Origin of the sequence: Alteromonas gracilis (genome assembly GCF_043642145.1) — a bacterium.
GTDB lineage: Bacteria > Pseudomonadota > Gammaproteobacteria > Enterobacterales > Alteromonadaceae > Alteromonas > Alteromonas gracilis_B.
Genome location: NZ_JBHZRZ010000003.1, coordinates 444,777 through 469,034 on the forward strand (window position 1 = coordinate 444,777; position 24,258 = coordinate 469,034).

At 43.3% G+C, this 24,258-nt stretch carries 21 protein-coding genes and 1 other RNA gene; 14 read left to right on the forward strand and 8 right to left on the reverse strand.

Annotated elements, in window-relative coordinates; translation table 11 throughout:
* Positions 1-340: 340 nt before the first annotated feature.
* The 3 genes from ACHUFN_RS08920 to ACHUFN_RS08930 are packed head-to-tail and all read left to right on the forward strand — an operon-like array spanning position 341 to position 3,598.
* Positions 341-607 carry an OadG family protein gene (locus ACHUFN_RS08920; RefSeq protein ID WP_394221993.1) on the forward strand — a complete coding sequence of 89 codons (267 nt, stop codon included), beginning with the start codon at positions 341-343 and terminating at the stop codon, positions 605-607.
* Between the two features lie 18 nt (positions 608-625).
* Entirely contained in the window at positions 626-2,464 is a 1,839-nt protein-coding gene (oadA, locus tag ACHUFN_RS08925) for a sodium-extruding oxaloacetate decarboxylase subunit alpha (protein ID WP_394221995.1), read from the forward strand.
* A 3-nt stretch (positions 2,465-2,467) separates the two neighbouring features.
* Positions 2,468-3,598 (forward strand): sodium ion-translocating decarboxylase subunit beta, encoded by a 1,131-nt coding sequence (locus ACHUFN_RS08930; RefSeq protein WP_394221996.1) that lies wholly within the window; start codon positions 2,468-2,470, stop codon positions 3,596-3,598.
* Between the two features lie 249 nt (positions 3,599-3,847).
* Here the strand turns inward: ACHUFN_RS08930 and ACHUFN_RS08935 are convergent, their stop codons facing one another.
* From ACHUFN_RS08935 to pspF, 6 genes are read right to left on the reverse strand one after another with little or no spacing between them, the layout of a single operon-like run.
* Positions 3,848-4,651, reverse strand: a complete 804-nt coding sequence (locus ACHUFN_RS08935) for an ATP-binding cassette domain-containing protein (RefSeq protein ID WP_394221998.1) — start codon at positions 4,649-4,651, stop codon at positions 3,848-3,850.
* Positions 4,651-5,646, reverse strand: coding sequence for a peptide ABC transporter ATP-binding protein (locus ACHUFN_RS08940; protein WP_394221999.1), 996 nt, complete (start codon positions 5,644-5,646; stop codon positions 4,651-4,653). Before ACHUFN_RS08940 ends, ACHUFN_RS08935 begins: the two co-directional genes overlap by 1 nt.
* A gap of 1 nt (position 5,647) precedes the next feature.
* Entirely contained in the window at positions 5,648-6,541 is an 894-nt protein-coding gene (locus ACHUFN_RS08945; protein WP_394222000.1) for an ABC transporter permease subunit, read from the reverse strand.
* Positions 6,528-7,559, reverse strand: a complete 1,032-nt coding sequence (locus tag ACHUFN_RS08950) for an ABC transporter permease subunit (protein WP_394222001.1) — start codon at positions 7,557-7,559, stop codon at positions 6,528-6,530. Before ACHUFN_RS08950 ends, ACHUFN_RS08945 begins: the two co-directional genes overlap by 14 nt.
* Positions 7,556-9,256 (reverse strand): ABC transporter substrate-binding protein, encoded by a 1,701-nt coding sequence (locus tag ACHUFN_RS08955; protein WP_394222003.1) that lies wholly within the window; start codon positions 9,254-9,256, stop codon positions 7,556-7,558. The genes ACHUFN_RS08950 and ACHUFN_RS08955 overlap by 4 nt, the downstream gene beginning before the upstream one ends.
* 3 nt (positions 9,257-9,259) lie before the next feature.
* Positions 9,260-10,381: a phage shock protein operon transcriptional activator gene (gene pspF, locus ACHUFN_RS08960; RefSeq protein ID WP_394222004.1), complete on the reverse strand. Its 1,122-nt coding sequence runs from the start codon at positions 10,379-10,381 to the stop codon at positions 9,260-9,262.
* 221 nt (positions 10,382-10,602) lie between these two features.
* Between pspF and pspA the strand changes: the two genes are divergently transcribed.
* The 7 genes from pspA (at position 10,603) to maiA (ending at position 16,901) form a co-directional block, all read left to right on the forward strand.
* Positions 10,603-11,286 carry a phage shock protein PspA gene (gene pspA / locus ACHUFN_RS08965; protein WP_394222005.1) on the forward strand — a complete coding sequence of 228 codons (684 nt, stop codon included), beginning with the start codon at positions 10,603-10,605 and terminating at the stop codon, positions 11,284-11,286.
* Between the two features lie 75 nt (positions 11,287-11,361).
* Complete coding sequence (pspB, locus tag ACHUFN_RS08970) at positions 11,362-11,601, forward strand: envelope stress response membrane protein PspB (protein WP_394222006.1); 240 nt, start codon at positions 11,362-11,364, stop codon at positions 11,599-11,601.
* Positions 11,598-12,044: an envelope stress response membrane protein PspC gene (gene pspC / locus ACHUFN_RS08975; RefSeq protein WP_394222008.1), complete on the forward strand. Its 447-nt coding sequence runs from the start codon at positions 11,598-11,600 to the stop codon at positions 12,042-12,044. The genes pspB and pspC overlap by 4 nt, the downstream gene beginning before the upstream one ends.
* 201 nt (positions 12,045-12,245) lie before the next feature.
* Positions 12,246-13,046 (forward strand): phenylalanine 4-monooxygenase, encoded by an 801-nt coding sequence (gene phhA, locus ACHUFN_RS08980; RefSeq protein ID WP_394222009.1) that lies wholly within the window; start codon positions 12,246-12,248, stop codon positions 13,044-13,046.
* Positions 13,047-13,260: 214 nt separating this feature from the next.
* Entirely contained in the window at positions 13,261-14,817 is a 1,557-nt protein-coding gene (tyrR, locus tag ACHUFN_RS08985) for a transcriptional regulator TyrR (protein ID WP_394222011.1), read from the forward strand.
* Between the two features lie 376 nt (positions 14,818-15,193).
* Positions 15,194-16,204, forward strand: a complete 1,011-nt coding sequence (locus ACHUFN_RS08990; protein WP_394222013.1) for a fumarylacetoacetate hydrolase family protein — start codon at positions 15,194-15,196, stop codon at positions 16,202-16,204.
* 43 nt (positions 16,205-16,247) lie between these two features.
* Complete coding sequence (maiA, locus tag ACHUFN_RS08995) at positions 16,248-16,901, forward strand: maleylacetoacetate isomerase (protein WP_394222014.1); 654 nt, start codon at positions 16,248-16,250, stop codon at positions 16,899-16,901.
* A gap of 83 nt (positions 16,902-16,984) precedes the next feature.
* Here maiA and ACHUFN_RS09000 read toward each other — a convergent pair whose 3' ends face one another.
* The gene (locus ACHUFN_RS09000) at positions 16,985-17,452 is read right to left on the reverse strand and encodes an Lrp/AsnC family transcriptional regulator (RefSeq protein ID WP_014948689.1); all 468 of its coding nucleotides are present in this window, start codon (positions 17,450-17,452) and stop codon (positions 16,985-16,987) included.
* Positions 17,453-17,761: 309 nt separating this feature from the next.
* On the opposite strand from ACHUFN_RS09000, the gene ACHUFN_RS09005 reads away from it, so the two are divergent.
* Both ACHUFN_RS09005 and ffs read left to right on the forward strand, forming a co-directional pair.
* Positions 17,762-18,820 carry a Glu/Leu/Phe/Val dehydrogenase dimerization domain-containing protein gene (locus ACHUFN_RS09005; protein WP_394222015.1) on the forward strand — a complete coding sequence of 353 codons (1,059 nt, stop codon included), beginning with the start codon at positions 17,762-17,764 and terminating at the stop codon, positions 18,818-18,820.
* An 86-nt stretch (positions 18,821-18,906) separates the two neighbouring features.
* An RNA gene (gene ffs / locus ACHUFN_RS09010) (signal recognition particle sRNA small type) lies at positions 18,907-19,003 on the forward strand.
* An 18-nt stretch (positions 19,004-19,021) separates the two neighbouring features.
* On the opposite strand, the gene ACHUFN_RS09015 is transcribed toward ffs, so the two are convergent.
* On the reverse strand, positions 19,022-19,300 hold the full coding sequence (locus tag ACHUFN_RS09015; protein WP_394222016.1) for a late competence development ComFB family protein: 279 nt from the start codon (positions 19,298-19,300) through the stop codon (positions 19,022-19,024).
* A gap of 345 nt (positions 19,301-19,645) precedes the next feature.
* Here ACHUFN_RS09015 and ACHUFN_RS09020 point away from each other — a divergent pair, with 345 nt between their 5' ends.
* Together ACHUFN_RS09020 and ACHUFN_RS09025 are read left to right on the forward strand one after the other, a co-directional pair.
* Positions 19,646-20,734 (forward strand): tryptophan 2,3-dioxygenase family protein, encoded by a 1,089-nt coding sequence (locus ACHUFN_RS09020; RefSeq protein WP_394222017.1) that lies wholly within the window; start codon positions 19,646-19,648, stop codon positions 20,732-20,734.
* Positions 20,735-21,127: 393 nt separating this feature from the next.
* Entirely contained in the window at positions 21,128-23,965 is a 2,838-nt protein-coding gene (locus ACHUFN_RS09025) for a TonB-dependent receptor plug domain-containing protein (RefSeq protein WP_394222018.1), read from the forward strand.
* The last annotated feature ends 293 nt before the right edge of the window (positions 23,966-24,258 follow it).

Sequence of the window (24,258 nt, forward strand, 5' to 3'; positions counted from 1 at the left end):
ACATTGAAAAGCCCACCTTCTAGGTGGGCTTTTTCATTTTAAGCAGATTGTTTTTTTACCTTTCCTCATTCCTTTTTGTAAAGCAGCACGAAGCGTTGATGACGAATTTATGTTGTCATATAGCATCGGTCTACGCTCATCGTTACTCTTTTAAAAAACATTCGCTCTCATTGCGCTAAACGAAGCAGTGGTAATTTATTGCGATTTTATTACGCAATTGTGCATTAACTTTCAGTTTTTTAAGCTCAATGTAATTTTAAATGGTTTTTTATGCTGCTTTATTGTGTTTTCAAATTCTGCGTGATACTAAATGAGGTACAAAATAACAACAGGATCGAATATGAATTCTGAATCTGTTACTCATTTGCTCCTTGAAGCCGCCTCCTTAATGCTTGTTGGGATGGTATTTGTCTTTTCATTCCTGGGGCTACTCATAATAGGTGTTCATTTAATTGCTCGCTTTTGCGAGGCGTTTCCTGGTGAAATGCAAGAAGCTCCAATTAATGTGAAGAAAAATAATCAAGCGGTGCAACCTGGTATCGACGGGAATGTTATCGCCGCAATATCGGCTGCAGTTCACACTCATCGCCAACATTCAAAAAGATAAGCCTAATCAGGAGTTACCATGCCTAAGCCTCTGGCTCTTACCGAACTGGTCTTGCGAGATGCACATCAATCCCTTCTGGCTACAAGAATGCGTATTGAAGACATGCTCCCCATCGCTGAAAAATTAGATAAAGTCGGCTTTTGGTCGGTAGAGTCGTGGGGCGGTGCAACCTTTGATGCGTGCATTCGTTACTTGGGAGAAGATCCTTGGGAGCGCATTCGTAAATTAAAGTCAGCAATGCCTAATACCAAGCAGCAAATGTTACTTCGTGGGCAGAACTTGTTGGGATACCGACACTATGCAGATGATGTTGTTACCCGCTTCGTTGAGCGAGCGCACGAAAGTGGTGTAGATGTATTTAGAATATTTGATGCCATGAATGACATCAGAAATCTAAAAACAGCGATTAAAGCAACCATAGACAGCGGTGCTCACGCACAAGGCACCATTTCTTACACTGTAAGCCCAGTACACAATTTGAATCTTTGGCTAGACATGGCGAAGCAGCTTGAAGATTTAGGCGTGCACTCTATTTGTATTAAAGATATGGCTGGACTTTTAAAGCCTTATGAATGTGAGGCGCTCGTTACGGGTTTAAAAGAAACGGTTAGTGTGCCAATTGCGTTACATTGCCATGCAACTACGGGGCTGAGTACTGCAACTTATCAAAAAGCAGTTGATGCGGGAATAGACATGCTAGATGGCGCTATTTCTTCAATGAGTATGACGTACGGGCATACGGCAACGGAAACTATAGTATCTATTGTTGAAGGTACAGAGCGCGATACCGGCATAGCCTTAACGGAACTTGAAGGAATTGCCAGCTACTTTAGAGAAGTAAGGAAAAAATACAGTAAATTTGAAGGAAGCTTAAAAGGTGTTGATGCTCGAATCCTTCTAGCGCAGGTGCCTGGAGGCATGTTAACGAACATGGAGAGCCAGTTAAAAGAGCAAGGCGCAGAAGATAAGTTCGACGAAGTTTTAAAAGAGATTCCGCGTGTGCGTGAGGATCTGGGCTTTATCCCTCTGGTTACCCCCACTTCACAAATCGTGGGTACGCAATCGGTATTGAATGTGCTGACGGGCGAACGCTATAAGAGCATTACCAAAGAAACTGCGGGTGTTCTTAAAGGTGAATACGGCGCTACAGCAGCGCCAGTAAATAAAGCGCTGCAAGAGAGAGTGCTTGACGGTGCTGAACCAATCACATGTCGCCCGGCAGATAAGATTTCTCCTGAGCTAGAAACGCTCACAGATGAACTTGTCGCTTTATCGAAGAAAAAGCAGCTAACGCTATCGTCAAACAGAATTGACGATGTGCTGACGTATGCGCTGTTCCCTCAGATTGGTCTGAAATTTATCGAAAATCGCGGTAACCCAAGTGCCTTTGAGCCAGCGCCTAATGCACAAGATGCAACGATAGAGCAACAGCCACAATCTTCACAGACACAACAACAATCTGCCAACTCTCAGGAAACTGCCACATCTGAAATGTACGATGTGAATGTGGATGGGAAGGTTTATCGTGTTGAAGTGGCACCGTCTGGAACATTAACTAGTGTTACTCCAGCAGGTGCGAACTCAACGCCTGCATCTGGCACAACCGTGCAGTCAACAGAAACCGCTCAGCCGACTGCAGGTACAACTCAGTCTATTGATTCACCTTTAGCCGGTAACGTATTTAAAGTGATGGTTAGAAATGGCGACAGCGTGGCTGAAGGCGATGTAGTGATAATACTGGAAGCCATGAAAATGGAAACGGAAATCCGTTCCGCTTTTACCGGTAAGGTAACTGAAGTTTCTGTGGCTGAAGGGGATTCCGTCTCCAATGGCCAACCGTTGATCTTATTGGGGTAGTTCATGGATAAGTTAATGGTACTTTGGGACAGTACCGCGCTTGCGCATTTTGAAGCGGGTCAGCTGGTGATGATGGCCGTCGGCTTTGGTTTATTATATTTGGCCATTGTTAAAAAGTTTGAACCCTTATTGTTACTGCCTATCGGTTTCGGAGCACTGCTAACCAATATTCCTATTGCTGGCTTTTCAGAAGCGGGTGGTCTACTTCATTATATTTATAAAATAGGCATTGATACCGGCGTGTTTCCCCTGCTCATATTTATGGGCGTAGGGGCGATGACAGATTTCAGCGCGCTTATTGCAAACCCTAAAATGTTGCTACTGGGTGCAGCGGCGCAATTTGGTATTTTTGCAACCTTGTTTGGCGCTATAGCATTAAACTTTGTCCCAGGGTTTGAGTTTACACTTAAAGATGCCAGTGCAATTGCCATTATTGGTGGTGCTGATGGGCCTACGGCCATTTTTCTGGCCTCACGGCTTGCGCCAGACTTGCTTGGAGCCATTGCTGTGGCAGCGTATTCGTACATGGCGTTAGTTCCCATTATTCAACCGCCAATTATGAAAGCACTCACCAGCAAAGAAGAGCGCAAAATCAAAATGGGTCAGATGCGCCCCGTTTCTAACCGTGAGAAAATACTCTTCCCCCTTGCCGTGCTAATGATGACTATTTTGTTTTTACCTGCGGCCACTCCGCTAGTTGGAATGTTCTGCTTTGGCAACTTAATGAAAGAGTGCGGTGCGGTAGACCGACTTAGTAAAACTGCACAAAATGAGCTGATAAACACGGTCACGATATTTCTTGGCTTAGCCGTGGGGTCTAAGCTCTCGGCGGATAAATTTCTTACCGTTGAAACCCTAGGCATTTTAGGGCTTGGCGCCGTTGCTTTCGGTATTGGAACGGCGACTGGCGTGCTTATGGCGAAACTGATGAGTAAATTATCAGGCGGAAGCATCAACCCTCTTATTGGCGCTGCAGGTGTATCTGCGGTACCGATGGCTGCAAGGGTAGTCAATAAGGTGGGGTTAGAGGCAAACCCTCATAACTTCTTATTAATGCATGCAATGGGCCCTAATGTAGCTGGCGTATTGGGTAGTGCTGTTGCGGCTGGTATTTTGTTAGCGCTGGTTGGGTAATGGCATATCAGGCACGCTCACTTTCTCACCCAAAAACTTTAGTGTTGGAAGGGGCGTGTTATTCGCCCCTTTTGGCAGTGTAAAAGTAAGGTCTAAAAGCGCTGTCTTTGATTAACACGCTTACCTCTTGATTAATTTATCTACCCCAAAAGGTCAGCAGTCAATAATCTGACAATGAAAGCGTAAGAAGGCCTTCAAAGAAGTGCGTTTGGTAAGTGGAATGGCGGTGTTACCATGCGTTCTGAATGGTTAACGTATAGTATTTTGCGGTACTAGTGAATGGTATGCCGTGATAAGCTTTTTAGTCCGCGTGTGTTGGGGCCAACGAAAAATTGTTTCGGTCTTACCTTCTTCTACAATTTCTCCCGCTTCCATTACAATTATCCTATCAGCAATATGCCTAACAATACCTAAGTTGTGGCTGATGAAGATAAACGCCAAGCCTAGCTCTTGCTGAAGCTTTAAAATGAGGTTTACTGTTTGGGAGCGAATTGACGGGTCTAGTGCTGCAAAAGGTTCGTCAGCAACTAATACTTTGGGTTTTAATACAATTGCTCTTGCCAATGCAATGCGCTGTTGTTGACCGTCTGACAGCATATGGCGGTAAAAATAATAGTGCTCTCGAAGCAATCCAACCTTCACTAACATATCTTCGATAATAGGCTTGCGCTCGGCTTCAGAGAGGCCAGTATTTAAACGCAAAGGTTCATCTAGAATCTTACCTACAGGCACAGACGGGTTCATCGACTCTGCACTGTGTTGTAATATCATTCGAATATCGTGAGTACGCTTTTGCTGGCTATCTTTAGACTGATACTTTGCCAAGTATTTGTGGGTGTTTATTTCAATTTCGCCAGCATCTGCGGGCAGTGCGCCAACAAGCAGTTTAGCCAGCAAAGACTTACCAGAACGGTTTTCACCAATAATGGCAATGGTTTCTCCGCGTTTTACGCTAAGGTTCACCGGACCAAGCTGAAAAATTTCAGGTCGCTTTAACCAACTTTTTGTTTCATTGTGAATAAAAGTGAGGTCTTTTACCTGCATAATGTCCATTACAGCTTCTCCATGTGAAGTGGATAATGGCAACTGTAGCTGTGATCGTGAATTTTACGCACGCCCGGTGTTTGCACGCAGGCACGCTGTGCGCGAGGACATCTAGGCCCTAGTCGGCATCCAATGGGCAAATGCTGCAGTGTAGGTATTGAGCCACCTAACGTTGGTAACAGCGATTTGGGCGGCAAGTCTTTTCTGAAGCTAGGGGCGCTATCTAACAGCGCTTTAGTGTAAGGGTGTAGTGGCCGCTTTTTAATGTGTTTCATCTTGCCCGACTCAACAGTTTGCCCAGCATAGAGTACCGTCATTGAGTGAGACATACTGGCGATAGCAAGCAAATCGTGACTTACAAATAAAATTGAAAGCGAGCGTGTTTGATTAAGTCGCGTAAAAAGCTTAAGAATTTGTGTTTTGGTAGTGGGCTCCATACCTCGCGTCGGATCATCAGCAATCAGTAATTTAGGCTGTGAAACCAACGCCATGGCTATCATGAATTTTTGCCCGATATCAGCCGGAATTTGGTGAGGAAATGCACTTAAATAGTGTTTATGATGCTTTATTCCGACCTTATGAACGGTACTAATTGCTATTTTCTTGCGATGTTGTGCACGTTGCCAAAACCAGCTTCCTTCAACAAATTCATCGGGAATACTTTCTTCTAACTGTTCGCCAAGGGTTGCCGAAGGATCTAAGCTTGCCTGCGGATTTTGAAATACCACCGCTATTTCACGACGCATAACTTCACGACGCTGCTGGACAGACATTCCTAAGAGGTTTTCGCCGTTCCAACTCATTCTATCGGCGGTTAAGTTCCACTGATTGGGAAGCGCGCCGCAGATGGCCGAAACAATTAAACTTTTACCCGAGCCAGACTCGCCAACCAGTGCGCGGATTTCGCCGCTACTTACAGAAAGGTTAACTTTGTCTAACGCCTTAATTGCGCCATCACTGCTTTGCATTTCCAAGGTGAGATTTTTAATATCAAGCATTGGCATATTAATAACTCACTCTTTTTCTAAGCGCAGAACGCAGGCCGTCACCCACAATATTAATAGACAGCACCATAAAAAATATGGCCATGCCAGGCACCGCAACGTTCCAAGGAGCTAAGTATGCAACATCTAGTCCGTCGGCTAATATTACGCCTAGCTCAGGAAGTGGCGACTGCGCGCCTAAATTTAAAAAGCCCAGTGCAGAGATATCAATAACGGCGATAGAGAGGGCCAATGTACCTTGAACAACCAGCATTTCAGTCATGTTAGGTAGTATAGAGTGCACAAAGAGTTGCCAACGACTAGCGCCGTCTAGTTGTGACGCCAGAATGTAATCTTTCTTCATCTCTGCGCGCACAAAGCTTCGTGTATGGTGCACAAACTGGGGAATGAGTGCCAGAGTGATTGCCCACATGCTATTGACTAACCCGGTACCCAAAATTGCCACAATAATTATGGCTATGAGCAGGGTAGGAATTGCCATAAGCGCGTCAAGCAAGTGATTTGCAATACTGGAGCGTACGCCCCGTAGCATACCCGCAAACGTGCCCAAACTTACGCCAACCAGCATAGCAAGAACAACGGTGATAAATGCAGAGCCCAAGGTTATGCGGCAGCCGTAAATTATACGAGTAAATAAGTCTCGACCTAGCGCATCGGTGCCAAACAAGTGTGAAATTGAGCCATTGGCTACCCAACTTGGGGGGATAAGCAAACCATCAATATTTTGCTCAACCGCGTCGTAGGGCGTGATAATAGGAGCAAATAGGGCGCAAACCACAAATAGCGCAAGCATGATCAAGCCAAGCATAGCAATGTGGCTTGCTGTAAACGATGCCCACGTCCGCTGCCACGGCGACGGATGGAACTCTTCGTCGTACAAACTAAACTGTGGCACGTTCGTATTTCTCTCTGCTTGGGTCAATCATTCGATTAAATAAATCAACCAGTATGGTTAGTGTAATAACAACGGTGGATACAGCCATCATTCCAATGCGAAGGGCAGGGTAATCCCGCTGGTAAATAGCTTGAATCAGCCAATTCCCAATTCCAGGCCAAGAAAATAAGGTCTCTACAATCATCGCGTTGGTAATGAGTGTGGTGATCTGGATTGCCATAAGAGGGAGAATAGGCAAAAGCGCATTGCGCAAAATATGGCGAAAAAATATTTGCCAGCTTGAAAGACCACGCGACATAGCGGCGGCAATATAGGGGCGGTGCCTTACGTCAATAACAGAACGTCTTGTTATGCGAATCATAGAAGCTGTTGCAATGGCACCGATAGCAAACGTGGGCAGGGCAATGTGCGAAAGCGCATCTTTAAAGGCTAATGTTTTGTTCTCGACATCAGACAGTAAAATATCAACAAGAATGAAGCCTGTTATTGGCTCAATGCTGTATAGCAAACTAATGCGACCAGAAAGCGGTGCAGCATCCAGCTGTAAACTGAATATCAAAATGAGCAGCAGAGCAAACCAAAAAACAGGAAACGAATAGGTGGTAATGCTTGCACTGTTGATTAAGTGATCAGATGTAGAGTAGCAGCGAATTCCAGCGTAATAGCCAAGAGGAATACCAATAAATAGTGCCATTAGCATGGCATAGGTCGCTAACTCTATAGTAGCAGGCATGGCAATACCTACTTCTTCTCTAAGTGGCAGCCCCGATGTAAAGCTATACCCCCAATCTCCCGTAAGCAAATTCCCTGCATAATGGAAGAATTGAACGAAATAAGACTGATCTAACTTAAATTGCCGCTCCAGCGCCGCGCGCTGTATTTCATTTTGAGGTATTAAACCGGTCAGATTTTCTAATGTATCACCAGGAAAGAGATAGGCCAGTGAAAACGAGATAATGGCCAACACCAACAGGGTCAGTACAAACAGTGTGCTGTATCTAATAAGAATCTGAATCACAATGCTTTTTCAACTCCACCAAAGCGTACACCGCCAAATGGGTTAATTGTCATACCTTTTAACTCATTTCTATATGCCTGATAGCGATAGGCATGTGCAATTGGAACCAGTGGAAGTCGCTCATACAGCAAGCGGTTAACCTGTCTGTAAATGGCCCTTCTTGCCTCGATATCCTCTGTCTGTAGGGCGTCGCTAAGTAACTTATCATAATCTTCATTACACCACATGGCGCGGTTTGTTCCAGACGGTATCGCATCGCAGCTTAACAAAGGACGATAAAAGTTGTCTGGATCACCATTGTCCGCAGACCATCCAATTAAGACCGAGTCGTGTAAGCCCTCTAACAGGTGGCGTCGAAAGGTTGTCCAATCATAGCTAACAATTGTCGCGTCTATACCCACATCTTTTAAATAGCGTTGTATTAGCTCTGCCATTTTAGTGGCATTAGGGTTGTAGGCACGCTCTACCGGCATCGCCCAAATGGTCATTGAAAAGCCTTCCTCAACCCCTGCATCAGCCAGTAGTTTTCTGGCTAAAACTGGGTTGTAGGCGGTATCGTCGGCATCGTTTTGAAACGCCCAACTTGCCGCGGGCAGCAATGTTCTCGCTCGTGTTGCGCTGTCAAAATAAACGGCTTCTAACAGCGTGTTTTTATCGATAGCTGCCGCAAGAGCACGTCTAACATCTGGGTTATCAAAAGGGGGACGTTGAGTATTAAAGGCCCAAAATCCAATGTTGAGCCCCGGTTTTTCTGCAAGCGTTAGATCTTCTCTTGTACGGATTACTTCAAGCTCTGTTTGTGCTGGGAATGCTGTTGCATCACATTCCCCCGTCATTAACTTTGCTAAGCGCAATGAGCTACGCGGTGTAATATCGAATATAAGCTGTTCCACAACAGTCTGCTCGTTATTATCTAGTTGAGCATTAGTTTGCGTATTTTCAGCACCATTGAGAGCATTCGCTGTTTCGTCTTCAATTTGTTCACGCCAATAATTGTCGTGGCGTAAATACTTTATAAAGTGGTCCTTTCGATAGCTATCAAACTTAAAAGGGCCTGTGCCAATCGGAAGTTCATCAATTTTACTCGGTGACCCCAAACGAGAAAGTTGGTTTGCGTATTCTTCTGACAAAATGACAGCAAAGTCGGTAGCTAAGTTAGCCAAGAATGAACTGTCGCGACGTTTGAGCGTGATTTCCACACGATAACCATTAATTCGCTCTACAGAAGCAATGTTTTGTGCAAGACCAATACTTTCGAAATAAGGGTAACGCCCGCCCGACACGTAATGGTAAGAATGTGAACGAAGTCGCCATCTGTCTATGCTAAAAATAACATCGTCGGCATTGAAATTACGTGTCGGCTCAAAGTAGCGGGTGGTATGAAACCACACGTCTTTTCTTAGCTGGAATGCGTAGGTGAGCCCGTCATTACTTACTAGCCAGCTGCTTGCCAAACTTGGGACAATACGTCCAGATTCCGGATCGAAGTCTAAAAGCCTGTCGTAAAGTTGGTGAGACGATGCATCTGAGGTAGTACTTGATGTGTCCAGCTGAGGATTAAAAGTAACAGGGTTACTTTCGGAGCAGTAGATGATACCCGTATTGTAAAACGCTTGTTTATTCTGCTTTGCGCAGGATGCAACAAGAAGCGCTGTGCATAAACACAATGACAAACGCTCTACCAAACCATGGGACATGCTTTACGCCTCGACGCTTTCAGCGGAAGAATCTAGTAAGTTATATTTTTTGAGGTAACCTCGTAGCTGATGATATGTCAGGCTTAATTTTTCAGCAGTTTTCTTTTGATTAAACTGACTGTCAGCAAGTGCCTGTTTTATCATATCTATCTCGTATTGTTGAGATCGTTCTTTCAAATCTATGGGATATTCCACAGATTCTTGCTTTGTACTTGGTGTAAGAGGCGTGACGTCAGCACTCTCTATTATTTCTTTTGAAATGAACGTATCAGGTTGTGCTTGTTTAATCGTTGAATCAGAACCGTTTACTCTATCGTTTGTCTTAACCCTGCCTTGAGGGCGAAAAGCAGACTCAAAAGGGTCAAGAATAATTTCATGCACTGGTAAGTGCGGGTTGTTGGTGCGGTATACCGCTCGCTCGACCACGTTCTTTAGTTCTCGAATGTTACCAGGCCAATCGTATTCCAGCAGTGTGCGTTTGGCTTTTTCTGTGAAACCGCTGAATAACTCCATTTCCATTTCACGAGCCATATTGATGGCGAAATTCTCTGCTAGCATCATAATGTCTTCACGACGCTCGCGAAGGGGAGGGATAGTAATAACGTCAAAAGCAAGCCTGTCGAGTAGGTCAGCACGAAATTCCCCGGCATCGGCAAGTGTGGGTAAGTCTTCGTTGGTTGCCGCAATTAAGCGCACATCGGTTTTTACCGATTTACTGCCACCCACGCGCTCAAATTCACCATATTCAACAACGCGTAGAAGCTTTTCTTGAATAAGTCCAGACGTATTAGCCAGCTCATCGAGAAACAGCGTACCGTTATGGGCAACTTCAAAGCGACCTTCTCGGCGTTTCGAGGCGCCAGTGAACGCCCCCGCTTCATAGCCAAATAACTCGCTTTCTAGGAGACTTTCGCTTAAGGCTGCACAGTTTAGCTTTATATAGTTTTGATCCCAGCGCTTCGATAGAAAGTGAAGTCGCGCTGCAATCAGCTCTTTACCGGTGCCACGTTCACCAATGACAAGCACGGGTTTATCTAACGGTGCAATTTGTGAAATTTGCTCTAAAACTTCAAGAAAACTATTCGCTTGACCAAGCAAATTGTCTTGCTGTCGATACCTACTCATTAAATCCCTCAAAAGTTAGTCATTTCGACCAATTAATAGTGTAGAGCAAAACATATTGAGAAACGAGTATTATTTGACTTAATAAAAAGTGTATAAAAAATAGCAGGTTATCGTTGGGGTAAAGTTGGCAAGTATATTGAATACGAGTAATACCAAGAGTAATCTATTTTTCAAGTGTGGTGTTTTTTAACACTTACCATTTTTAGCAAGAGGTAATTATTATGGGTATCTTCTCGCGTTTTACAGATATTGTGAATTCGAATATTAATGCGCTTTTAGATAAAGCGGAAGATCCTGAGAAAATGGTTAGATTAATCATTCAGGAAATGGAAGACACATTGGTTGAGGTGCGCTCTGCATCTGCGAAGACTTTGGCTAATAAAAAGGAAATCGCAAACCAAATTGCAAAGTACGAAAGCGATGCCAATGATTGGGAAGCGAAGGCGGAGCTTGCGCTTAGTAAAGACAGGGAAGACTTAGCGCGTGCAGCGCTACAAGAAAAGAAAAAGTCTGCTGAAGCGGCTGAAGCGTTAAGCAAAGAGCTGGCTATTGTTGAAGAACAAATCAGTAAACTTCAGGATGAAATCGGTCAGCTTCAAGAAAAGCTTGCTGATGCTAAGAGCCGTCAAAAAGCGATTATTATGCGTCAGAAAACCGCGAGTTCTCGTCTTGAGGTGAAAAAGTCGCTAGACAGCACTAAAGTAGACAATGCGATGGGGCGCTTCGAGCAATACGAGCGCAAAATCGATGACCTAGAGTCACAGGTAGAAGCCTATGATCTTGGCAAGAAGACGCTGCAAGATGAATTTGCTGAATTAGAAGCAAGTGACAAAGTTGAAGACGAACTTGCTGCGCTTAAAGCAAAAGTGAAAGGTGCAAATAAAAGCACCGAAAAATCAGAATAAGAATAATAAGGGGCACCCTCCACACACTTAACAGTGAGGAGGGTAGTTACATCAGGGTTTGTAGGAGAGATTGAGATGGATGAAGGTATAATTGCAATGTTGGTCATGCCCCTTGTGGTATTCACAATATTTGTTGCTCCAATTTGGCTAATTTTACACTATCGAAGCAAAAAGCAGGTGAACCAAGGGCTAAGTGCTGAAGAGCATGCGTCTTTGCAAGATTTAGCCGAAAAAGCTGAGAAAATGAGCGAGCGTATCGAAACGCTAGAAGCAATTTTGGATAGTGAGGCGCCTGAGTGGAGGAATAGAGCATGAGAAATGGAAAACAGCTCTATCGCAACCCAGAAAATGCACGAATTGCAGGAGTGTGTTCTGGTGTAGCAGAATACTTCGGCTTAGAAACGTGGTTAGTAAGAATTTTGGTAGTGACAGGGTTCTTTTTATTAGCAGGCCCTTTTATCTTCGTCGCCTACATTGCAGCTTGGTTTATTCTAGATAAAAAGCCTGCGGGACTGAAAGACGCATCTACTCCTCCTGTATTTTCTAAAGGAAAAGGATGGACAAACCCTAACGGTGGCCAAGTTAAGAGTTCAAAAGTTGAAGTGAAAACTAAAGTTTGGCAAGCAGGTGAACCACCTAAGCAAGCGTTTCATGATATTCGAAATCGCTTTGAAAAAGCGGAAGCAAGATTGCGCAAGATGGAGACATATGTCACGTCGAGAGAGTATCAACTAAACAAAGAAATAAGTCGTCTATGATAGACTTAATAGCGTAAGGTACGACTTGGTGGAACCGCTCATTTAGAGCGGTTTTTATTTTAAATACAGTGTGTTGTGTTGTAGGTGTGAAATTAACTTTACATGTGGTGTGAGCGGCTCATGAGGTGTCCCACTTTTGTAAATTACGAATTTCATTAGACTGATAACCAAGTTTTTTAATACCTATTGGTTACGGAAGTTATGCCAAAATCAACGCAATACCAGTCAAGACAATCTGATGAAAATGGCATCATTCATTGGTCAGAAGAAGAAAACCAAATTTGGTCAGAACTCTATGCCAGACAAATCCCGCTAGTGAAAGAGAGAGCGTGCCAAGAATATTTAGACGGTCTTGATTTGTTGAAGCTCAATGAAAAAGAAATTCCACAGCTACCTGATATCAATAAGGTATTGATGGAAAAAACAGGTTGGCAAACAGCTGAAGTTCCAGCGCTAATCAATTTTGGTGAATTTTTTAGGCTGCTTGCAAATAAACAATTTCCAGTTGCTACCTTTATTCGCACCAGAGAAGAGTTTGACTACCTGCAAGAGCCAGATATTTTCCATGAAGTCTTTGGTCACTGCCCGTTACTGACAAACCCAGCATTTGCTCACTTTACGCATACTTATGGCAAGCTCGGATTAGCTGCAAGTAAAGAAGACCGCGTTTATCTTGCTCGTCTTTATTGGTTTACCGTGGAATTTGGGTTGGTAAGAGCTAAGGGCGACCTCAAAATATACGGTGGCGGCATTTTATCGTCGCCTGGAGAAACAATATACGCCCTAGACAGCGATGCGCCTTTGCGTAACCCTCTTACGGCTATTGACGCGCTACGCACGCCTTATCGCATCGATATTATGCAGCCGCTTTATTATATCCTTCCTGAATTCGATCATTTGTTCGAATTAGCGGAAATGGATATTATGGCGCTAGTACAGGAAGCAAAATCGCTAGGGCTGTTTTCCCCACTTTTCCCTCCGAAAGAGAAAAAAGCAAGTTAATAGTATTGTTAAATAAATGTATTTTATATAGGATGCCGCTCTTAGTAGCGGCTTTCTTATTTATCAAGTCTTAACGCCCATATCTGCGTGGCTTCAGCGCTCCCTTCTTTGCGGCTTAAAGCGAATTTAAACTTATGTAACATTTATCTTGTTATCTTTTTGTAAAAGTATGATAATCTGTACATATATGTTTACAATAAAGCTATAACACCCTATGCGCCTAGAAATAAGTTGTCAGGACCGTCTTGGTATCACACAAGATGTTTTAGATATTCTCGTTACGAAAGAGATAGATTTACGCGGTATTGAAATAGATCCTGCGGGAAAAATTTTCCTTAATTTTCCCAATATTGAATTTGCTGATTTTCAGCATTTAATGCCTCAAATTCGTCGTATCGACGGTATTGATGACGTTAAAACTACGCTATTCATGCCGGGTGAGCGTGAGAAAAACCAGCTTTCGGCCATTCTAAGAACCTTACCTGATCCTGTTTTTTCCATAGACGCAAAAGGCAACATTCTGTTGTGTAATGAAGCCGTGTGTGCAGGACTTGAAATCCCCAGTAGCGAGATTGAAGGCATCGAAATCAGCGAGGTAGTGAAGGGCTTTAACTTCAACAAATGGATGGACGGAAAGTCGCCTGGCCCACAGTCGTCAAAAGTGAAGTTTATTCAGCAAGATTACCTAGCCGATATGTTACCCATTACAGTGCCCGATGGTGATAATAATATGATCATGGCTGGCGCTGTTGTCATACTTAAATCTGAAATGAGACTTGGCCAACAGTTTACTGCATTCCACCAGTCGCCCACTGATAGCTTCGACCGTTTTATTACTCAATCTCCGTTTATGAAGCGAGTGGTGCATGAAGCGAAGCGTATCGCCGATTTAGATGCGCCTATATTGATTTTTGGCGAAACAGGTACGGGGAAAGAGATGATCGCCCGCGCGTGTCATCAGTCGAGCCGTCGCAGTGAAGGTGCGTTTTTAGCGCTTAATTGCGCATCATTGCCCGACAGCGTAGCAGAAACCGAGTTGTTTGGTTATGCCGCTGGTGCATTCAATCAACCCAATGCAAAAGTGGGTCTTTTAGAGCAAGCAAAAGGCGGTACGCTGTTGCTTGATGAAATTGCGGATATGTCATCGCAGCTGCAGGCAAAACTGCTGCGCGTTTTAGAAGATGGCGAATTCAGAAGAGTGGGCGATTCAGAACCTGTAAAAGTAGACGTGCGGTTTATCTGCACCACTTGTCGTGACTTGGGGCAGCTTGTTGAAGAAGGTCGCTTCAGAAAAGAACTGTACTACCGCTTGAATGTACTTAGTCTAGTAATGCCTTCTTTGAAAGATAGACGACAAGATATTGTTCCTCTTGCAGAGTCTTTCATTGTTCAGCACAGCACCAAGTTAGGTCGTCGCCCGGCAAAGCTAAGTAAGTCTTGTGTTGATTTTCTGCAGCAGTATCCGTGGCCTGGTAATGTGAGGCAGCTACAAAACGCGTTATATCGCGCTTTGTCACTGCTTGATGGGAAAGAAATTACCAAAGAGGATATTCAGCTTCCTAGCTGTGCGCCTAGCGTTACTTACATTGACGAAAATTTCGATGGAACGTTAGATGAAGAAGTGAAAAAGTTTGAGAAGGACTTGTTGAAACGCCTGTACCCTTCATATCCAAGTACTCGACAACTCGCTAAAAAGCTTGGTTTAAGTCACACGGCAATTGCTAACAAGCTGCGTGAATACGGCATAAACAAAGCCACGGTTAAACTTTAGTAATCTTAGTTGCGCGTTAGCCCTAGTTTAAGAAGTGGACGGTTGTCACTGCTAGTAGGGTTGGCGCACTGCGGCGAATACTGTGAGTATGCCCTTACTAATAACCCTGTTACGAAAAATTTACATCATCCGCCGAGCAAGCCGTGCAAGGCCATTCGCACCTAATTTAACGTAAGTGGCGTACATCGTTTCTTACAGCGAAATAAAACTTCATCAGTCAAACGCTTCTCAATCTATACCAACTAGTGGCATAACTATAGTTAGCAAACTGTTTTTAGCGTTGGTTTCTCGCCCGTTACTTGCCACTTTTAGGAGGCAAGTACGGTAAATCACAATTGAGAAGCTGAGCGTATTTAAAATTTTCGAGGAAAGAATAATGAAGCTAGCAACTTATAAAAATGAAACTCGTGATGGCTGTTTAATGGTAGTGTCGAAAGATCTTTCTCGAGCATGCAGTGCACAGGACATCGCAAAAACAATGCAGGTTGCATTAGACAACTGGAATGAGATTGCGCCTCAGCTACAGATGAGATACCAAGAGCTAAACGACAATGCATGTGAAAGCGTATCATTTGATGCGACGCGTTGTGAATCTCCACTGCCACGAGCTTATCAATGGGCAGATGGCAGCGCATATGTGAATCACGTAGAGCTAGTGCGAAAAGCGCGTAACGCAGAAATGCCTGAAAGCTTCTGGACCGATCCACTTATGTATCAAGGTGGGTCTGACGATTTCATTGGTCCAAATGATGACATTATTCTTCCAAGCGACGACTGGGGCATTGATTTTGAGGGGGAAGTGGCCGTAGTGACTGACGATGTTCCAATGGCTTGTTCGCCAGCGCAAGGTGCTGAACGTATTCGCTTGGTTATGTTAGTAAATGATGTATCACTACGAGGGCTTATTCCTGGTGAACTAGCTAAAGGATTTGGCTTTTTTCAATCTAAGCCAGCGTCAAGTTTTTCTCCGGTTGCAGTGACGCCAGATGAGCTAGGCGACGCATGGAAAGACAATAAAGTTCATTTGCCTCTGCGCTCGACCTATAACGGTGAACTATTCGGTAAGCCAGAGGCAGGTCAAGACATGACCTTTGACTTTGGCCAGCTGGTTGCGCATGCAGCGAAAAGTAGAAACCTTGGCGCAGGCGCAATAATTGGATCTGGAACCGTGTCGAATAAACAGGGCACTGACCATGGCTCTGCCATTGCCGAAGGTGGTGTGGGTTACTCATGTATTGCTGAAGTTCGCATGATTGAAACAATTAGAGACGGAAAACCGTCAACGCCGTTCATGCAGTTTGGCGATCGAATTCGCATTGAAATGCTGGACAATGACGGTAACTCAGTATTTGGAGCCATCGAACAGCAGGTTAAACCTCTTAGCTAGCCTAAGGACATTACTTTTAACGTATGATTGGGGTGGTAATACCATGAGCATAAAACTTTACGGCTATTGGCGTTCAACCGCCTCATATCGTGTGCGCATTGCACTTAATCTTAAAGGTGTAGAGTACGAATACGTGCCCGTACACTTGGTTAAGAATGGGGGAGAACAGCATAGCAGTGAATATACGCGTTTAAACCCTGCGCACCTAGTTCCCACGTTTGTTGATGAAGATGCGGATATTATTTTAAATCAATCTTTATCTATAATTGAGTACCTTGATGAGAGGTATGAAAGTGAGCGTAGACTTGTTCCAGAGCATCGCACTGAGCGTGCGCGTGTTAGGGCGTTAGCACAAGATATCGCTTGCGATATTCAGCCTTTGGGAAATCTTCGCGTTCTAAATGCGTTAAAAGGCAACTTTGATGCGACTCAAGATGATGTCGCTAGATGGGCATCACGCTGGATAACGCTTGGGTTTGACGGAATTGAGAAACGACTGCAAACTCAGGCAGGTAAATATTGCTTCGATTTTGATGTCACACTCGCTGATATTTGCCTTGTGCCTCAAGTGTATAATGCCAAGCGTTTCGGTGTTGATATGAGCCGTTATCCCCTCATCGATAAAATAGCGAAAAACTGTAACGAGCTTAGCGAATTTGAAAAGGCAAAGCCTGAAAATCAAATTGATGCTACGTAAATTGGGGTCAGAGTACATTCTTCATTCTTTGACCCACTAGTCAGTAAAGCATAAAAAGGGGCGGAGTATTTACTCTGACCTCATCATTGGCGTTTTATTGGAAGCTCGGTGGTGTTTTTTACCTGTTTCAAAGCGAAGGTTGAGCTTAAGTGGTCTACCAAGGGAAGGTGGGTTAATTTTGTTTTAAGCAGAAACTCATACTCTTCAATACTCTCTACAATAACTTTAAGCAGATAGTCTTTTTCACCGCTGGTGGTGTGGCACTCTACAATCTCATCGATATTTTGTACGGCGTTTTCAAAATCGGTCAACGAGTCTCCGTCGTGATTCTTCAACGTAACGTAAATAAACACCGATACGCCTAAGTTCAGTTTCTTGCTATTTAGCAAGGTTACTTTACCAAGAATAATGCCGTCGGCTTCCATTCGTTTAACCCGTCTCCAACATGGAGTATGAGACAAACCAACTCGCTGGCTCAAATCTGCCATCGATACAGTAGCGTCTTGCTGAAGCACGCGCAAAATTTCACGGTCAAATTTATCCAATTTCATTAACACTAATTCCGTCGTTTTTATGATGTTTATTATATATCAAAAAAAATCCTAGGATAGCTGTCCTAGAAAAATTGTATTCAATTCCATTGCGTTTCAGTTTGTAAATTTCATTAACAAACTTTGCAAGGCCTGTCCTCAAAACAATCGGATACACTTGATAGTATGTCGTTGATCTTTGCAAGGCCAATAAGTGTAACGCAAAACATTAACAGACTCTCACATCATCCCAAATGAAAGGCGTTTCGTTTTCGTAACAGCGTAGTGTTTGGGGAGGCTTCAACTCACCACAGTTATAATAGGGAAAATATGTCAGTTTTTGATCACCCAGAGTTCAACAATCATGAGCACGTTGCGTTTTATCACGATGAAAAAGCGGGCCTGAGTGCCATTATAGCTGTACACAATACTAATCTGGGGCCAGCACTTGGTGGTTGTCGTATGTGGCCTTATGTAAATAGTGGTGAAGCGTTAACTGATGTTTTAAGGCTTTCTAAGGGCATGACGTATAAAGCGGCAATGGCAAACCTTGAACTTGGTGGCGGTAAATCAGTGATTATCGGAGACCCTCGCAAAGCCAAGACGCCAGAAATGATGAAAGCAATGGGTAAGTTTGTTGAGTCGTTAGGTGGAAAGTATTTCACTGCTGAAGATTCAGGAATTTCTGTCACTGACCTACAAACAATGGCGACCGAGTCTGATTATATTGCAGGTGTAAAAGCTCAATATCACTACGCAGGCGAAGTGCCTGATGGAAACCCTGCACCATCGACTGCTTACGGCGTTTTTGTTGGACTTAAAGCGACCGTTGAGTATGGATTAAAGCGCAGCTTGGATGGGGTAAGTGTTGCCATTCAGGGAATGGGGCATGTTGGCTATCGTTTAGCTAAGCACTTGCATGAACAAGGTGCAAAACTTTATGTTGCTGATATCTACCCAGAAGGTGTGGAAAAAGCGGTACAAGAATTTGGTGCGACAGCGGTGGCTGCTGAAGAAATACTTAGCTTGGATGTTGATGTGCTTGCCCCTTGCGCACTAGGGGCATCTATTAACGATCAAACGTTGCCAGGTATAACAGCAAAAATCATTGCTGGCGCTGCAAATAATCAATTAGCTCGCGAAGATATTGGCGAGCTGCTTCAACAGCGCGGTATTTTGTACGCCCCTGATTATGTTATTAACGCAGGTGGTGTCATTGATATTTTCCATCAGCGAATGGAATCGAGTTCAAATGAAGCCTTGCGTGAGCACATTGAGCAAATAGGCGATACGCTAAAAGAAATTTATACCCGAGCAGAGCAAGAGGGAGCAGCGACAAATCGTGTCGCAAATCTTATTGCTGAAGAGAGATTTTCTTTAAAGGGTTGAAAACTCGTAGCCAAATAGTCATAATGCGCCCCGCACTCAAGCAGGGGCTAATGACTTTGTCTTGATTGCATTTTTCTATGGTAGGCTTTTGGTCCTCCCGCAATGATACTCTGTGAACCCGGTCAGGCCTGGAAGGGAGCAGCCGCAGCAGACGACTCATGTGCCGGGATGTGGCTGGAGGCCTGCCACCCAATCCCTCTATTAACTCGCTTCTTTGTTTTTTTCGGTTTCATCCAGGTATTTTAGCGCTTTGCTTATAGCGTGCTCGACGTTCATTTCCATTTGTTTTCTCTCGCTTTGTGGCAAATAAAACGCCATGTCTACTTCAAATCGAATATATCTTGGCGGCACCTGGTTAAGCGCAAGGCAACATAAATCGGCTAGATAATCTGGGCTTTTCACCGTATCCAGCCCTAGCTTGCTGATGCGCTCTAATACTAAGTGCTCATAGTAGTTATGAATATCGTCATCAAGTTTCATGTTTCTTCCTCTTATAATTTTTAGTTAGCGCCGCGCCAAGATATGTTGAATCAAACTACAGCGATACGTTGCAAATTCAGTAACTATTTAGGTAGTGGACACATTTTTATACATACAGGAAGCGACAGCTCGTTCCCTGGCTATATGCCCTTATAATGTATAGCTTGTATTCTGTGGAAGTCGAGGTGGCTTAAACAGAATTAGTAAATCCGCGAAAAATCTCAAATTAAGGGCCGGTTATCGCGAACAACCACCCAAGCCCGCACTGTTCACTGAAATAGTGTAGATGATTCAAGCGCAAGATTGGCTTAGCCATCCGTATAAAACCAACAAGGCAAGAACAGCATGAAAAAGAATATTGAGCCCTGCTATTACGGCGATTACCTGCAATTAGACAAAGTATTAGGGGCACAAGACTTACAAAGTGAAAAATATGGTGATGCTGCGCATGAAGAAATGCTTTTCATTATTGTGCACCAGGTATATGAATTATGGTTTAAGCAGGTACTCCACGAATTAAACGCGGTTATTGATACCTTCAACCAAGAGAGGGTTAAAGATCAACAGCTGACGCAAGTTGTACACAGGCTTCATCGCGTCATTCAAATTCAAAAGTTAATGAACGATCAAATCGCGATTATGGAAACCATGACACCTCAGCAATTTTTATCGTTCAGAGACTACCTTGTACCTGCCTCGGGGTTTCAAAGCATTCAATTTAAGCGATTAGAGATTTCTTTAGGCTTAAAGCGAGAGTTTAGGATAGATTTTGATAAACAAAGTTTTTATAACCGTCTAACAGATAAAGATAGGACATTGCTTGAGAACCTTGAGAGTAAACCTAGCTTATTTGAGTTAGTTGACAAGTGGTTGTCTCGAATGCCGCTTCTAAAAACAGATGGATTTGATTTTTGGCAATATTACAAAAGCGCAGCCGATGAAATGTTAAACGATGACCGTCACACTATTTCAACCAGCGATATGCTGTCAGAAACTCAAAAGCGCCAAGAATTAAAAGATTTGCAAGCAACAGTGGAAAACTTTGATGCATTGTTCGACGAATCTCAATTTGAAAAATTAAAACAAGAAGGGAAGTTCCGCTTAAGTCATAAAGCCTTGCTGTCTGCGCTATTTATAAAGCAGTACTCTGAAGAGCCCATCTTCAACCTTCCATTTCAACTTATCACGGCATTAACTGAAATAGATGAGCAGTTGACGATTTGGCGCTATCGTCATGCAATGATGGTGCAGCGTATGTTGGGGACAAAGATAGGTACAGGCGGCTCTTCAGGCCACCATTATCTTAAAAAAACCACTGAGTCTAATCGCATATATCTAGACTTTTTCAACATGGCTACGTTCTTGTTACCGAAAAGTGCGCTACCTGAATTACCAGAGGCGATAAGAAGGCAGCTAGGTTTTTATTTACAATAACAATAGCATTAATTTTACAGGGAAAAATCCCCAAACCTGTCTTTGAAATTGAGAACGGTTTCTATTCACAACAACATATTGAACAACGTAGTTTTTTCACAAAGTAGAATGAAATACTGAAAATAAGTTTTTAAAATGATTGTCTAAAAAACAGACGCTTAACGATCGGAAACGTAATTTAATTGTAAAATGTAAGTTAAAATTTACAAAAGTTCAGAAAAAGACAAAAAAAAATTGAACTTTTGCGAAACACCTGCCAGATCGCAATTGACCCTTAGCTAGCGATGTGGTTATTATCAAAGTGAGGCTATGACCTTACTAATAACAATTCGTCATAAAGACGATTTAGAAACACACTAAAAAAGTTTTTAGTGGTCCAGGGAGACACAAAGAATGTTTACAAATACAAAATTGACCAAGTGCGTCAAGTTAGCGCTAGCTGCTGGCTTGGTCTCAGGTTCATTTGCAACCAATGTATATGCTCAAGAGCAACAATCAGCAGAAGAAGCTGTTGAAAAAATTCAGGTTACAGGTTCACGTATCGCGAGAACCGACTTAGTTGCAACTTCACCTGTTAACGTTTTCGATGAAGAAAACCTTGAAGTTTCTGGTTTTAACGACATTGCATCGTTCCTAAATGAACTTCCTGCAATGGGTGTATCAGAGTCAGTCGATACAAATACAAACTTTAGCTTGTTCAATGCTGGTATCAACACGGTTAACTTGAGAAACTTGGGTTCAAACCGTACTTTGGTTCTAGTGAATGGTCGTCGTCACATCGGTGCGTCTGCTCGTGAGCAAAGCGTAGACACCGGCATGATCCCATTCAACATGGTCGAGCGTGTTGAAGTTGTAACTGGTGGTGCGTCTGCGGTATACGGTTCAGAGGCAATGGCTGGTGTAATCAACTTCATTATGAAAGATGACTTTGAAGGAGTTGAAGTAAACGCTCGTTATGGTGATTCAGTTGAAGGTGGTGGTGCTGAGCGTGACATCAACTTCACAATTGGTAGTGCATTTGCTGAGGACAAAGGTCATGCCTTGGTTTATGGCGGTTACAGCACAACTGATACCGTTCGAGCAACTGATCGAGATATCTCTGCAGCTGATGTTGTGAACAGCTCTTTCGGTCCTAAAGGCTCGTTCTTTGTTCCTGGAGACGATGGCGGCTTTATTACGCAGGATGAATCTACAGGGTTATGGAATAAGCCTTTTGTTAATGCAGAAGACGGATTTAACCGTAACGCTCGCCGTATGGTTCGCGTTCCTACAGATCGTACTCAATTCAACGCTAACTTAAGCTACGAAATCAACGAACATTTCCGCGTATTTAGTGAATCTGCTTATGCTGACGTAAGTTCATCGACTAGCCTTGAACCAACCATTATGGGTCAGTTCATTTCAGTTGGTAACATCCCTGATGTAACTATGCCGTTATCAAATGCGTTTTTCCCAACAGAGCTAAGAAATGCCATAATTGCGGCTAATGCAGATAATGATGATTTCGACCCTGATAATTACGGCGTAACTTTCCGTCGTCGTTCTGCAGAAGTTCAAAACCGTTCATTAGATGCACAACGTCGTACGTTCAGAAGCGTAATTGGTGTTGATGGTATCATCAATGATGATTGGAACTATGAAGTTTACTATCAATGGGGTAGTGTTTCTCGTGACCAAGTTAATAGTGGTGTAATCCAAACACTTAACTTTATTAACGCGCTAGATACAGAAACATTGGAAGACGGTACTGTTCAATGTGCTGACCCACTATTTAGGTCTTTAGGCTGTGTTCCAGTAAACGTTTTCGGTGCTGGTGCGATGACCGGTGAAGCGTTAGATTTTGTTACTGTTAACCCTCAAACAACTTCACGTGCAGAACAGCAAGTATTCGGTGTTACTGTCGACGGATTTGCTTATGAGCTACCTGCAGGGGACCTTGGTGTTGCATTGGGTTATGAGCAGCGTAAAGAGGTTGCTCAATTCAATTCTGATGCACTTGCCCAATCAGGCCTAACTACTGGTAATACTGTTCCTAACATTGCTGGGGACTACGACGTATCAGAATTCTTTATTGAATCGCGTGTACCATTGTTAGCTGACATGCAATTTGCTGATTATTTAGGTTTAGAGCTTGCATATAGAACGTCTGACTACTCAACTATTGGTAGTACAGATGCCTATACAGTGGCACTTGATTGGCAGCCTACTGAAGACTTGAAAGTACGTAGTAGTCTATCGACCGCGGTGCGTGCTCCTTGGATTATCGAACTATTTGATCCAGGTACTGAAACATTCCGTAACTTTGTTGATCCGTGCGCATTTGGTGGCCGTGGTGGACAAAGTGCTTCTGGTGAAGAACAGGATGTATACACAGAGCAATCTGCACAGGTACAAGCTAACTGTGCCACAATCCCAGGTACTGCAACACTTGATCCATTCGCAACTAACATTCGAAGTGCAGGTGGTATTGCAGCGGGTAATCCTGACCTGAAAGAAGAAGAAGGTGAAACATTTACTGTTGGCTTCGTTTACTCTCCATCACAAATCGAAGGTTTGAATATTGCCATCGATTACTGGGATATCGAGATTACTGATGCGATTAACAGTTTCACTGCGCAAACTACAGTTGATCAGTGTGTTAGACAAGCTAGCTTCCCTAACAACCCATTCTGTAGTCTAATTCAGCGTGATCCTGACACTGGCTTAGTTCGTCGTATTAACGCTCAAGACATCAACGTTGCGATCGAAGAAACTTCAGGTGTAGATTTCGCGGTAGATTACACAACTGACGTTGGTCCTGGTACATTAGTAACTAGCTTAGTAGGTACTTATGTAGATAAAGACCAGTTTACTCCATTTGAAGGTGGTGAAGTTGTTGACTCTCTTGGTGAAATTGGTTCTCCTGAGTGGAAAGCGAATGCAAACATCACTTACGCTTGGAATGATCTAACAGTTAACTGGTCTACTCGATATATTGATGGCGTTAATATCGAAAATGATCAGCTAGACTTTGGTACAATTGGTTCATATTTCTATCACGATATCCAAGCGCGTTATGCGTTTAACGATGGTCAATATGAAGTGTTTGTTGGTGTGGATAACGTGTTCGACAAAGAGCCTCCACTACTAGGCCAAGGTATTCCTGGAGATGTAACAGGTACAAACACTGCTGCAGACGTTTACGATGCAATCAGAACGTACTGGTATGTAGGTTTCGAAGCTACCTTCTAAGCCTCCATTCTTTGAATGTTTAAAAAAACCCTTCTACTTAGAGGGGTTTTTTATTATGTGCATATGTAAACAGAAGTTTTAGCGCCACTATTAGTCTCAGTTTGGCAATATAGCTACAGGTTCGCGGCCAGTTTGAGACTTTTTCAAAATGACGATTTTTCAGCATTTGAACTCCTTTAATTAATTTTTGTAAATTTATGTTTACGTTATATTGAGGAAAATATTCAAAGTAATTGAACTCTGAAAAATCGAAATCGTTTGTTTGTTGACCAGTTTACAAGGATGTGGTTATT

Coding starts and splice junctions, on each gene's coding strand:
- ACHUFN_RS09015 (WP_394222016.1), bottom strand. CDS start 19,300: ATGAAACTTGATGACGATATTCATAACTACTATGAGCACTTAGTATTA.
- ACHUFN_RS09000 (WP_014948689.1), bottom strand. CDS start 17,452: ATGAAATTGGATAAATTTGACCGTGAAATTTTGCGCGTGCTTCAGCAA.
- ACHUFN_RS08930 (WP_394221996.1), top strand. CDS start 2,468: ATGGATAAGTTAATGGTACTTTGGGACAGTACCGCGCTTGCGCATTTT.
- ACHUFN_RS08935 (WP_394221998.1), bottom strand. CDS start 4,651: ATGGACATTATGCAGGTAAAAGACCTCACTTTTATTCACAATGAAACA.
- pspC (WP_394222008.1), top strand. CDS start 11,598: ATGAGAAATGGAAAACAGCTCTATCGCAACCCAGAAAATGCACGAATT.
- ACHUFN_RS09005 (WP_394222015.1), top strand. CDS start 17,762: ATGTCAGTTTTTGATCACCCAGAGTTCAACAATCATGAGCACGTTGCG.
- ACHUFN_RS09025 (WP_394222018.1), top strand. CDS start 21,128: ATGTTTACAAATACAAAATTGACCAAGTGCGTCAAGTTAGCGCTAGCT.
- pspB (WP_394222006.1), top strand. CDS start 11,362: ATGGATGAAGGTATAATTGCAATGTTGGTCATGCCCCTTGTGGTATTC.
- maiA (WP_394222014.1), top strand. CDS start 16,248: ATGAGCATAAAACTTTACGGCTATTGGCGTTCAACCGCCTCATATCGT.
- ACHUFN_RS08955 (WP_394222003.1), bottom strand. CDS start 9,256: ATGTCCCATGGTTTGGTAGAGCGTTTGTCATTGTGTTTATGCACAGCG.
- pspA (WP_394222005.1), top strand. CDS start 10,603: ATGGGTATCTTCTCGCGTTTTACAGATATTGTGAATTCGAATATTAAT.
- ACHUFN_RS08920 (WP_394221993.1), top strand. CDS start 341: ATGAATTCTGAATCTGTTACTCATTTGCTCCTTGAAGCCGCCTCCTTA.
- ACHUFN_RS08940 (WP_394221999.1), bottom strand. CDS start 5,646: ATGCCAATGCTTGATATTAAAAATCTCACCTTGGAAATGCAAAGCAGT.
- ACHUFN_RS08990 (WP_394222013.1), top strand. CDS start 15,194: ATGAAGCTAGCAACTTATAAAAATGAAACTCGTGATGGCTGTTTAATG.
- phhA (WP_394222009.1), top strand. CDS start 12,246: ATGCCAAAATCAACGCAATACCAGTCAAGACAATCTGATGAAAATGGC.
- pspF (WP_394222004.1), bottom strand. CDS start 10,381: ATGAGTAGGTATCGACAGCAAGACAATTTGCTTGGTCAAGCGAATAGT.
- ACHUFN_RS09020 (WP_394222017.1), top strand. CDS start 19,646: ATGAAAAAGAATATTGAGCCCTGCTATTACGGCGATTACCTGCAATTA.
- oadA (WP_394221995.1), top strand. CDS start 626: ATGCCTAAGCCTCTGGCTCTTACCGAACTGGTCTTGCGAGATGCACAT.
- tyrR (WP_394222011.1), top strand. CDS start 13,261: ATGCGCCTAGAAATAAGTTGTCAGGACCGTCTTGGTATCACACAAGAT.